This is a genomic window from Shewanella woodyi ATCC 51908, assembly GCF_000019525.1.
Taxonomy (GTDB): Bacteria; Pseudomonadota; Gammaproteobacteria; order Enterobacterales; family Shewanellaceae; genus Shewanella; species Shewanella woodyi.
The window spans coordinates 618,350-631,778 of record NC_010506.1 but is presented as its reverse complement, the minus strand read 5'-3'; the positions used below and the strand labels follow the sequence as shown (position 1 = coordinate 631,778).

Sequence of the window (13,429 nt, the reverse complement as noted above, 5' to 3'; positions counted from 1 at the left end):
GTGACTGCCACCGTCACTGACGCTGCGGGTAACAGCGCACAAGGCAGTGATGCCGCGACACTTGATTACGGCACCGGCACGGGCGCACCTGCTAGCCCAACCGTGGTCATTGATGAAGATGCCAACAACGATGGCTTCATTAATGATGCGGAGCTTGATGGTCAAATCGACATCACCGTCACCTTAGGCGCAGGCACCGCTGTCGGCGACACCCTTGTGGTCACTGACCAAGATGGCAACGTCATCTTCACTGGCACCGTGACCCAGGAGATGCTCACCAATGGCGTCCCTGTCACCATGGACGCGCCAGCGACAGGCACTGACGTCGTGGTCACCGCCACGGTCACTGACGCCGCGGGCAATACAGCCCAAGGCTCAGATGCAGCAACGCTCGATTACGGCACAGGCACCGGCGCTCCGGCGGCCCCCACCGTGGTCATTGATGAGGATGCCAACAACGACGGCTACATCAACGATGCCGAGCTTGATGGCCAAATCGATGCCACCGTCACCTTAGGCGCAGGCACGAGCGTGGGTGACACCGTCACCATCACCGACCAAGACGGCAACGTCATCTTCAGTGGCCCTGCCACCCAGGAGATGATAGACAATGGTCTGGCAGTCACTATCGACCCGCCTGCCACGGGCACCAACTTAGTTATCACCGCCACGGTCACCGACCCGGCAGGTAACAGCAGTCAAGGCTCTGACAGTGCGCTACTCGATTACGGCACTGGCACTGGCGCACCCGCCAGCCCTACCGTGGTCATCGATGAAGACATCAATAACGATGGCACCATCAACGACACTGAGCTTGATGGCCAAATTGACATCACCGTCACCTTAGGGGCGGGCACCGCGGTGGGCGACACCTTAGTGGTCACCGACCAAGCGGGTAACGTCTTGTTCACTGGCGTGGTTACCCAAGCCATGCTCGATAACGGCCAGGCCGTCACCATGGACACGCCGCCAAGCGGCACGGATGTCGTGGTCACCGCCACCGTCACTGACGTGGCAGGCAACACCGCCACGGGCTCAGATGCAGCCACCTTGGATTACGTTGAGGCGCCAGCGCCAGCAGCGCCAACGGTTGAAATCACTGAAGATGCCAACAACGATGGTTACATCAACAGCGCTGAGCTTGACGGTCAAATCAACATCACCGTCACCCTCGATGCGGGCACCAGTGTCGGCGACACCTTGGTCGTCACCGACCAAGACGGTAACGAGCTGTTCAACGGTGTGGTCACTACAGACATGCTCACCAATGGTCTACCATTGACCATGGATGCCCCTGCGACGGGCACCACCGTCACCGTCACCGCGACCCTCACTAACGCCAATGGCGACAGTGCAGCGAGCCATGACAGCGCGACCTTGGATTACGGCACAGGCACCGGCGCACCGGCCAGCCCAACCGTTGAAATCACTGAAGATGCCAACAACGATGGCTTCATCAACCACGCTGAGCTTGATGGTCAAGTCGATGCCACCGTCACCCTAGGTGCGGGCACTGCGCTGGGCGACACGGTCACCATCACCGACCAAGACGGCAACACCCTGTTCAGTGGCCCAGTCACCCAGGACATGCTCGATAATGGCATCAACGTTAGCCTCGATGCCCCAGCGACTGGTACGGATGTGGTTATCACCGCCACCGTCACCGATGTGGCTGGCAACACCGCCACGGGCAATGACAGTGCAACCTTGGATTACGGCACAGGCACCGGCGCACCGGCGGCCCCTACCGTGGTTATCACAGAAGACACCAACAACGATGGCTTCATTAATGAGGCTGAGCTTGATGGCCAAATCAATGCCACCGTCACCTTAGGCGCGGGCACCGTAATAGGTGACACTGTCACCGTCACCGACCAAGACGGCAACACCCTGTTCACTGGCGCCGTGACCCAAGACATGCTGGATAATGGCATCAGCGTCAGCTTCGATGCGCCGGCTACCGGCACCACCGTCGCGGTCACCGCCACCGTCACCGACCCTGCTGGCAATACCGCACAGGGCAGCGATAACGCCCTGCTCGACTACGGCACGGGCACCGGCGCACCCGCCAGCCCAACCGTCACCATCGATGAGGACATCAACAACGATGGCTTTATCAATGACGTTGAGCTCTCAGGTCAAATTGACATCACCGTCAGCTTAGGCGCAGGCACCGCCGTGGGCGACACCTTAGTGGTCACCGACCAAGCGGGTAACACCCTGTTCAGCGGCCCAGTCACCCAAGCCATGCTTGATAACGGCCTCACCTTGGCCATCGATGCCCCAGTCACAGGCACTGAGCTTGTGGTCACCGCCAACGTCACTGACCCTGCCGGCAACACCGCCACAGGCAATGACAGCGCGACCTTGGACTACGGCATTGGCAGCGGCGCCCCCGCCAGCCCAACCGTCACCATCGATGAGGACGTCAACAACGATGGCTTCATCAACGACGCGGAGCTGGATGGTCAAATCAACATCACCGTTGAGCTCGGAGAAGGCACCGCCGTCGGCGACACCTTAGTCGTCACCGACCAAGCCGGTAATGAACTGTTCAATGGCGTCGTCACTCAGGCCATGCTCGACAGCGGCCTGAGCTTGGCCATCGACGCGCCGGCCACGGGCACTGAGCTCGTCGTGACCGCCAACGTCACAGATCCTGCCGGCAACACCGCCACGGGCAACGACAGCGCGACCTTGGATTACGGCAGCAGCGCCCCATTAGCGCCCACCGTTGAAATCACTGAAGATGCCAACAACGACGGCTTCATCAATGATGCCGAGCTCAATGGTCAAATCAACATCAGCGTCACCTTAGGCGCAGGCACGGTCATTGGTGACACCGTCACCGTCACTGACCAAGACGGCAACGTCTTGTTCAGCGGCCCGGCCACCCAAGACATGCTCGACAACGGCCTGGCACTGGCGATCGATCCGCCTGCCACTGGCACCAACCTGGTTATCACCGCCAACGTCACCGATCCGGCGGGCAACAGCGCGACTGGCTCAGATGCAGCGACACTGGATTACGGTGTGGGCGTCGGCGCCCCTGCCGCACCAAGCGTCACCATCGACGAAGATGCCAACAACGACGGCTACATTAACGAGGCGGAGCTTGACGGCCAGATCAACATCACCGTGGAACTCGGCGAAGGCACCGTGGTGGGCGACACCTTAGTGGTCACCGATCAAGACGGTAACGAGCTGTTTAACGGGACTGTCACCCAAGATATGCTCGATAACGGCCAAGCGGTCACCATGGACGCGCCAGCCACGGGCACGGATGTGGTGGTCACCGCCACCGTCACTGACGAAGCGGGCAACACCGCGACAGGCTCTGATGCAGCGACACTGGACTACGGCACGGGCGTTGGTGCACCGGCCAGTCCGACGGTTGAGATTGTGGAAGATGCCAACAACGATGGCTTCATAAACGATGCCGAGCTTGACGGTCAAATCAACATCACCGTCACCTTAGGCGCGGGCACGGCCGTGGGCGACACCTTAGTCGTCACCGACCAAGCCGGTAATACCCTGTTCAGCGGCCCGGTCACCCAGGCGATGCTCGACAGTGGACTGGACTTAGCGATAGACGCACCAGCAACGGGCACGGAGGTGGTTATCACCGCCAACGTCACCGATGTCGCGGGCAACACGGCACAAGGCAGCGACAGTGCCACCCTCGATGTCGGCACGGGCACCGGCGCACCGGCTGCGCCGACCGTCACCATTGATGAAGATGCCAACAACGATGGCTTCATTAATGACGCGGAGCTTGATGGCCAAATCAACATCACGGTTGAGTTAGGCGCAGGCACTGTCGTGGGCGACACCTTAGTGGTCACCGACCAAGCGGGTAACGAGCTGTTTAACGGCGTGGTCACCGCAGACATGCTCACCAATGGCGTCCCTGTCACCATGGACGCCCCCGCCACAGGCACTGATGTGGTGGTCACCGCCACCGTTACCGATGCGGCAGGCAACAGCGCACAAGGCAGTGATGCGGCGACGCTCGATGTCGGCACAGACGCTCCGGCAGCGCCAACGGTTGAGATTGTTGAAGACACCAACAACGATGGCACCATCACCGATGCGGAGCTCGATGGCCAAATCAACATCACCGTCACCTTAGGCAGCGGCACCGAGGTCGGTGACACCGTCACCATCACGGACCAAACTGGCGAGGTGATTTACACCGGCCCTGTCACCCAAGACATGCTCGATAATGGCATCGATGCCGTCATCGACGCACCGGCGACCGGCACTGAGCTTGTTATCACCGCCACCGTCTCCGATGTGGCAGGCAACACCGCCACCGGCAATGACAGTGCGACACTGGACTACGATGACAGCGTCACCGTACCGGGCGCACCGACCGTGGTTATCACCGAAGATACCAACAACGACGGCTACATCAATGACGCCGAGCTGGAAGGTCAAATCAACATCACCGTTGAACTTGGCGCCAACACCGTGGTGGGCGACACACTTGTGGTGACTGACCAAGACGGTAATGAGCTGTTCAGTGGCACCGTCACCCAAGAGATGCTTGATAATGGCCTCGACTTGGCCATGGATCCACCGGCGACCGGCACCAACGTGGTCATCACCGCGACGGTCACCGACACCTTGGGCAATGAAGCGGCAGGCTCAGATAATGCGCTGCTTGATTACGGCTCAGGCACCGGCGCACCCGCGGCGCCGACCGTGGTCATTGATGAGGATATCAACAACGATGGCTTCATCAACGATGCGGAGCTTGATGGTCAAATCAACGCCACCGTCACCTTAGGCGCGGGCACCGTGGTGGGCGACACCGTCACCATCACCGACCAAGACGGTAACACCCTCTTTACCGGCACCGTGACCCAGGACATGCTCGATAACGGCATCGACCTCAGCTTTGATGCACCCGCCACCGGCACCAACCTCGTGGTGACTGCTACCGTCACTGACGTGGCAGGCAACAGCGCGACCGGCTCAGATGCGGCAACGCTCGATTACGGCACCGGCACTGGCGCACCTGCTAGTCCAACCGTGGTCATTGATGAAGATGCCAACAACGATGGCTTCATTAATGATGCGGAGCTTGATGGTCAAATCGACATCACCGTCACCTTAGGCGCAGGCACCGCAGTCGGCGACACCCTTGTGGTCACTGACCAAGATGGCAACGTCATCTTCACCGGCACCGTGACCCAGGAGATGCTCACCAATGGCGTCCCTGTCACCATGGACGCGCCAGCGACAGGCACTGACGTCGTGGTCACCGCCACCGTCACTGACGCCGCGGGCAATACAGCCCAAGGCTCAGATGCAGCAACGCTCGATTACGGCACCGGCACCGGCGCTCCGGCGGCCCCCACCGTGGTCATTGATGAGGATGCCAACAACGACGGCTACATCAACGATGCCGAGCTTGATGGCCAAATCGATGCCACCGTCACCTTAGGCGCAGGCACAAGCGTGGGTGACACCGTCACCATCACCGACCAAGACGGCAACGTCATCTTCAGTGGCCCTGCCACCCAGGAGATGATAGACAATGGTCTGGCAGTCACTATCGACCCGCCAGCCACGGGCACCAACTTAGTTATCACCGCCACGGTCACCGACCCGGCAGGTAACAGCAGTCAAGGCTCTGACAGTGCGCTACTCGATTACGGCACTGGCACTGGCGCACCCGCCAGCCCAACCGTGGTCATTGATGAAGACATCAACAACGATGGCACCATCAACGACACCGAGCTTGATGGCCAAATTGACATCACCGTCACCTTAGGGGCGGGCACCGCGGTGGGCGACACCTTAGTGGTCACCGACCAAGCGGGTAACGTCTTGTTCACTGGCGTGGTTACCCAAGCCATGCTCGATAACGGCCTGGCCGTCACCATGGACACGCCGCCAAGCGGCACGGATGTCGTGGTCACCGCCACCGTCACTGACGTGGCAGGCAACACCGCCACCGGCTCAGATGCAGCCACCTTGGATTACGTTGAGGCGCCAGCGCCAGCAGCGCCAACGGTTGAAATCACTGAAGATGCCAACAACGATGGTTACATCAACAGCGCTGAGCTTGACGGTCAAATCAACATCACCGTCACCCTCGATGCGGGCACCAGTGTCGGCGACACCTTGATCGTCACCGACCAAGACGGTAACGAGCTGTTCAACGGTGTGGTCACTACAGACATGCTCACCAATGGTCTACCATTGACCATGGATGCCCCTGCGACGGGCACCACCGTCACCGTCACCGCAACCCTCACTAACGCCAATGGCGACAGTGCAGCGAGCCATGACAGCGCGACCTTGGATTACGGCACAGGCACCGGCGCACCGGCCAGCCCAACGGTTGAAATCACTGAAGATGCCAACAACGATGGCTTCATCAACCACACGGAGCTTGATGGTCAAATCGATGCCACCGTCACCCTAGGCGCGGGCACTGCGCTGGGCGACACCGTCACCATCACCGACCAAGACGGCAACACCCTGTTCAGTGGCCCAGTCACCCAGGACATGCTTGATAATGGCATCAACGTCAGCCTCGATGCCCCAGCGACCGGTACGGATGTGGTTATCACCGCCACCGTCACCGATGTGGCTGGCAACACCGCCACGGGCAATGACAGTGCAACCTTGGATTACGGCACAGGCACCGGCGCACCGGCGGCCCCTACCGTGGTTATCACAGAAGACGCCAACAACGATGGCTTCATTAATGAGGCGGAGCTTGATGGCCAAATCAATGCCACCGTCACCTTAGGCGCGGGCACCGTGATCGGTGACACTGTCACCGTCATCGACCAAGACGGCAACACCCTGTTCACCGGCGCCGTGACCCAGGACATGCTGGATAATGGCATCAGCGTCAGCTTCGATGCGCCGGCTACCGGCACCACCGTCGCGGTCACCGCCACCGTCACCGACCCTGCTGGCAATACCGCACAGGGCAGCGATAACGCCCTGCTCGACTACGGCACGGGCACCGGCGCACCCGCCAGCCCAACCGTCACCATCGATGAGGACATCAACAACGATGGCTTTATCAATGACGTTGAGCTCTCAGGTCAAATTGACATCACCGTCAGCTTAGGCGCAGGCACCGCCGTGGGCGACACCTTAGTGGTCACCGACCAAGCGGGTAACACCCTGTTCAGCGGCCCAGTCACCCAAGCCATGCTTGATAACGGCCTCACCTTGGCCATCGATGCCCCAGTCACAGGCACTGAGCTTGTGGTCACCGCCAACGTCACTGACCCTGCCGGCAACACCGCCACAGGCAATGATGCGGCAACACTCGATTACGGCATTGGCAGCGGCGCACCCGCCAGCCCAACCGTCACCATCGATGAAGATAGTAACAACGATGGCTTCATCAACGATGCGGAGCTGGATGGTCAAATCAACATCACCGTTGAGCTCGGAGAAGGCACCGCCGTCGGCGACACCTTAGTCGTCACCGACCAAGCCGGTAATGAACTGTTCAGTGGCCCAGTCACCCAAGCCATGCTCGACAGCGGCCTGAGCTTGGCCATCGATGCTCCTGCGATCGGTACAGAGGTTATTATTACTGCTAACGTCACCGATCCAGCGGGCAATACTAACACTGGTAGCGACAGCGCAATTCTCGACAATGGTGCCCCCGCGGCACCAACAGTCGAAATCACTGAAGATGCCAACAACGACGGCTTCATCAATGACGCCGAGCTTAACGGTCAAATCAACATCAATGTGACATTGGGGGAAGATACAGAAGTCGGTGATACTTTAGTGATCACCGATCAAGATGGTAATGAACTCTTTAATGGTCCTATTACTCAGGCAATGCTAGATAATGGTTTAGATTTAGCCATTGATGCACCTGCCACTGGCACCAACCTGGTTATCACCGCCAACGTCACCGATCCGGCGGGCAATAGCGCGACCGGCTCAGATGCAGCGACACTGGATTACGGTGTGGGCGTCGGCGCCCCTGCCGCACCAAGCGTCACCATCGACGAAGATACCAACAACGACGGCTACATTAACGAGGCGGAGCTTGACGGCCAGATCAACATCACCGTGGAACTCGGCGAAGGCACCGTGGTGGGCGACACCTTAGTGGTCACCGATCAAGACGGTAACGAGCTGTTTAACGGGACTGTCACCCAAGATATGCTCGATAACGGCCAAGCGGTTACCATGGACGCGCCAGCCACGGGCACGGATGTGGTGATCACCGCCACCGTCACTGACGAAGCGGGCAACACCGCGACAGGCTCTGATGCAGCGACACTGGACTACGGCACGGGCGTTGGCGCACCGGCCAGCCCGACGGTTGAGATTGTGGAAGATGCCAACAACGATGGCTTCATTAACGATGCCGAGCTTGACGGTCAAATCAACATCACCGTCACCTTAGGCGCGGGCACGGCCGTGGGCGACACCTTAGTCGTCACCGACCAAGCCGGTAATACCCTGTTCAGCGGCCCGGTCACCCAGGCGATGCTCGACAGTGGACTGGACTTAGCGATAGACGCACCCGCGACGGGCACGGAGGTGGTTATCACCGCCAACGTCACCGATGTCGCGGGCAACACGGCACAAGGCAGCGACAGTGCCACCCTCGATGTCGGCACGGGCACCGGCGCACCGGCTGCGCCGACCGTCACCATTGATGAAGATGCCAACAACGATGGCTTCATTAATGACGCGGAGCTTGATGGCCAAATCAACATCACGGTTGAGTTAGGCGCAGGCACTGTCGTGGGCGACACCTTAGTGGTCACCGACCAAGCGGGTAACGAGCTGTTTAACGGCGTGGTCACCGCAGACATGCTCACCAATGGCGTCCCTGTCACCATGGACGCCCCCGCCACAGGCACTGATGTGGTGGTCACCGCCACCGTTACCGATGCGGCAGGCAACAGCGCACAAGGCAGTGATGCGGCGACGCTCGATGTCGGCACAGACGCTCCGGCAGCGCCAACGGTTGAGATTGTTGAAGACACCAACAACGATGGCACCATCACCGATGCGGAGCTCGATGGCCAAATCAACATCACCGTCACCTTAGGCAGCGGCACCGAGGTCGGTGACACCGTCACCATCACGGACCAAACTGGCGAGGTGATTTACACCGGCCCTGTCACCCAAGACATGCTCGATAATGGCATCGATGCCGTCATCGACGCACCGGCGACCGGCACTGAGCTTGTTATCACCGCCACCGTCACCGATGTGGCAGGCAACACCGCCACCGGCAATGACAGTGCGACACTGGACTACGATGACAGCGTCACCGTACCGGGCGCACCGACCGTGGTTATCACCGAAGATACCAACAACGACGGCTACATCAATGACGCCGAGCTGGAAGGTCAAATCAACATCACCGTTGAACTTGGCGCCAACACCGTGGTGGGCGACACACTTGTGGTGACTGACCAAGACGGTAATGAGCTGTTCAGTGGCACCGTCACCCAAGAGATGCTTGATAATGGCCTCGACTTGGCCATGGATCCACCGGCGACCGGCACCAACGTGGTCATCACCGCGACGGTCACCGACACCTTGGGCAATGAAGCGGCAGGCTCAGATAATGCGCTGCTTGATTACGGCTCAGGCACCGGCGCACCCGCGGCGCCGACCGTGGTCATTGATGAGGATATCAACAACGATGGCTTCATCAACGATGCGGAGCTTGATGGTCAAATCAACGCCACCGTCACCTTAGGCGCGGGCACCGTGGTGGGCGACACCGTCACCATCACCGACCAAGACGGTAACACCCTCTTTACCGGCACCGTGACCCAGGACATGCTCGATAACGGCATCGACCTCAGCTTTGATGCACCGGCCACCGGCACCGACCTCGTGGTGACTGCCACCGTCACTGACGTGGCAGGCAACAGCGCGACCGGCTCAGATGCGGCAACGCTCGATTACGGCACCGGCACGGGCGCACCTGCTAGCCCAACCGTGGTCATTGATGAAGATGCCAACAACGATGGCTTCATTAATGATGCGGAGCTTGATGGTCAAATCGACATCACCGTCACCTTAGGCGCAGGCACCGCTGTCGACGACACCCTTGTGGTCACTGACCAAGATGGCAACGTCATCTTCACCGGCACCGTGACCCAGGAGATGCTCACCAATGGCGTCCCTGTCACCATGGACGCGCCAGCGACAGGCACTGACGTCGTGGTCACCGCCACCGTCACTGACGCCGCGGGCAATACAGCCCAAGGCTCAGATGCAGCAACGCTCGATTACGGCACCGGCACCGGCGCACCGGCGGCCCCCACCGTGGTCATTGATGAGGATGCCAACAACGACGGCTACATCAACGATGCCGAGCTTGATGGCCAAATCGATGCCACCGTCACACTAGGCGCAGGCACGAGCGTGGGTGACACCGTCACCATCACCGACCAAGACGGCAACGTCATCTTCAGTGGCCCTGCCACTCAGGAGATGATAGACAATGGTCTGGCAGTCACTATCGACCCGCCTGCCACGGGCACCAACTTAGTTATCACCGCCACGGTCACCGACCCGGCAGGTAACAGCAGTCAAGGCTCTGACAGTGCGCTACTCGATTACGGCACTGGCACTGGCGCACCCGCCAGCCCAACCGTGGTCATTGATGAAGACATCAACAACGATGGCACCATCAACGACACCGAGCTTGATGGCCAAATTGACATCACCGTCACCTTAGGGGCGGGCACCGCGGTGGGCGACACCTTAGTGGTCACCGACCAAGCGGGTAACGTCTTGTTCACTGGCGTGGTTACCCAAGCCATGCTCGATAACGGCCAGGCCGTCACCATGGACACGCCGCCAAGCGGCACGGATGTCGTGGTCACCGCCACCGTCACTGACGTGGCAGGCAACACCGCCACGGGCTCAGATGCAGCCACCTTGGATTACGTTGAGGCGCCAGCGCCAGCAGCGCCAACGGTTGAAATCACTGAAGATGCCAACAACGATGGTTACATCAACAGCGCTGAGCTTGACGGTCAAATCAACATCACCGTCACCCTCGATGCGGGCACCAGTGTCGGCGACACCTTGGTCGTCACCGACCAAGACGGTAACGAACTGTTCAACGGTGTGGTCACTACAGACATGCTCACCAATGGTCTACCATTGACCATGGATGCCCCTGCGACGGGCACCACCGTCACCGTCACCGCGACCCTCACTAACGCCAATGGCGACAGTGCAGCGAGCCATGACAGCGCGACCTTGGATTACGGCACGGGCACCGGCGCACCGGCCAGCCCAACCGTTGAAATCACTGAAGATGCCAACAACGATGGCTTCATCAACCACACGGAGCTTGATGGTCAAATCGATGCCACCGTCACCCTAGGTGCGGGCACTGCGGTGGGCGACACGGTCACCATCACCGACCAAGACGGCAACACCCTGTTCAGTGGCCCAGTCACCCAGGACATGCTCGATAATGGCATCAACGTCAGCCTCGATGCCCCAGCGACCGGCACGGACGTGGTTATCACCGCCACCGTCACCGATGTGGCTGGCAACACCGCCACCGGCAATGACAGTGCAACCTTGGATTACGGCACAGGCACCGGCGCACCGGCGGCCCCTACCGTGGTTATCACAGAAGACGCCAACAACGATGGCTTCATTAATGAGGCTGAGCTTGATGGCCAAATCAATGCCACCGTCACCTTAGGCGCGGGCACCGTAATAGGTGACACCGTCACCGTCACCGACCAAGACGGCAACACCCTGTTCACCGGCGCCGTGACCCAGGACATGCTCGATAATGGCATCAGCGTCAGCTTCGATGCGCCGGCTACCGGCACCACCGTCGCGGTCACCGCCACCGTCACCGACCCTGCTGGCAATACCGCACAGGGCAGCGATAACGCCCTGCTCGACTACGGCACGGGCACCGGCGCACCCGCCAGCCCAACCGTCACCATCGATGAGGACATCAACAACGATGGCTTTATCAATGACGTTGAGCTCTCAGGTCAAATTGACATCACCGTCAGCTTAGGCGCAGGCACCGCCGTGGGCGACACCTTAGTGGTCACCGACCAAGCGGGTAACACCCTGTTCAGCGGCCCAGTCACCCAAGCCATGCTTGATAACGGCCTCACCTTGGCCATCGATGCCCCAGTCACAGGCACTGAGCTTGTGGTCACCGCTAACGTCACTGACCCTGCCGGCAACACCGCCACAGGCAATGACAGCGCGACCTTGGACTACGGCATTGGCAGCGGCGCCCCCGCCAGCCCAACCGTCACCATCGATGAGGACATCAACAACGATGGCTTCATCAACGACGCGGAGCTCGATGGTCAAATCAACATCACCGTTGAGCTCGGAGAAGGCACCGCCGTCGGCGACACCTTAGTCGTCACCGACCAAGCCGGTAATGAACTGTTCAATGGCGTCGTCACTCAGGCCATGCTCGACAGCGGCCTGAGCTTGGCCATCGACGCGCCGGCCACGGGCACTGAGCTCGTCGTGACCGCCAACGTCACAGATCCTGCCGGCAACACCGCCACGGGCAACGACAGCGCGACCTTGGATTACGGCAGCAGCGCCCCATTAGCGCCTACCGTTGAAATCACTGAAGATGCCAACAACGACGGCTTCATCAATGATGCCGAGCTCAATGGTCAAATCAACATCAGCGTCACCTTAGGCGCAGGCACGGTCATTGGTGACACCGTCACCGTCACTGACCAAGACGGCAACGTCTTGTTCAGCGGCCCGGCCACCCAAGACATGCTCGACAACGGCCTGGCACTGGCGATCGATCCGCCTGCCACTGGCACCAACCTGGTTATCACCGCCAACGTCACCGATCCGGCGGGCAACAGCGCAACTGGCTCAGATGCAGCGACACTGGATTACGGTGTGGGCGTCGGCGCCCCTGCCGCACCAAGCGTCACCATCGACGAAGATACCAACAACGACGGCTACATTAACGAGGCGGAGCTTGACGGCCAGATCAACATCACCGTGGAACTCGGCGAAGGCACCGTGGTGGGCGACACCTTAGTGGTCACCGACCAAGACGGTAACGAGCTGTTTAACGGGACTGTCACCCAAGATATGCTCGATAACGGCCAAGCGGTTACCATGGACGCGCCAGCCACGGGCACGGATGTGGTGATCACCGCCACCGTCACTGACGAAGCGGGCAACACCGCGACAGGCAATGATGCAGCGACACTGGACTACGGCACGGGCGTTGGCGCACCGGCCAGCCCGACGGTTGAGATTGTGGAAGATGCCAACAACGATGGCTTCATAAACGATGCCGAGCTTGACGGTCAAATCAACATCACCGTCACCTTAGGCGCGGGCACGGCCGTGGGCGACACCTTAGTCGTCACCGACCAAGCCGGTAATACCCTGTTCAGCGGCCCGGTCACCCAGGCGATGC

1 protein-coding gene (only partly in view) is annotated in these 13,429 nt (G+C 60.1%); it reads left to right on the top strand.

The whole window is internal to an Ig-like domain-containing protein gene (locus tag SWOO_RS02475) on the top strand: the coding sequence, 48,969 nt in all, runs 14,562 nt past the left edge and 20,978 nt past the right edge, and what appears here is coding positions 14,563-27,991 (codon 4,855, complete, through codon 9,331, partial); the first complete codon in view begins at position 1. Both the start codon and the stop codon lie outside the window.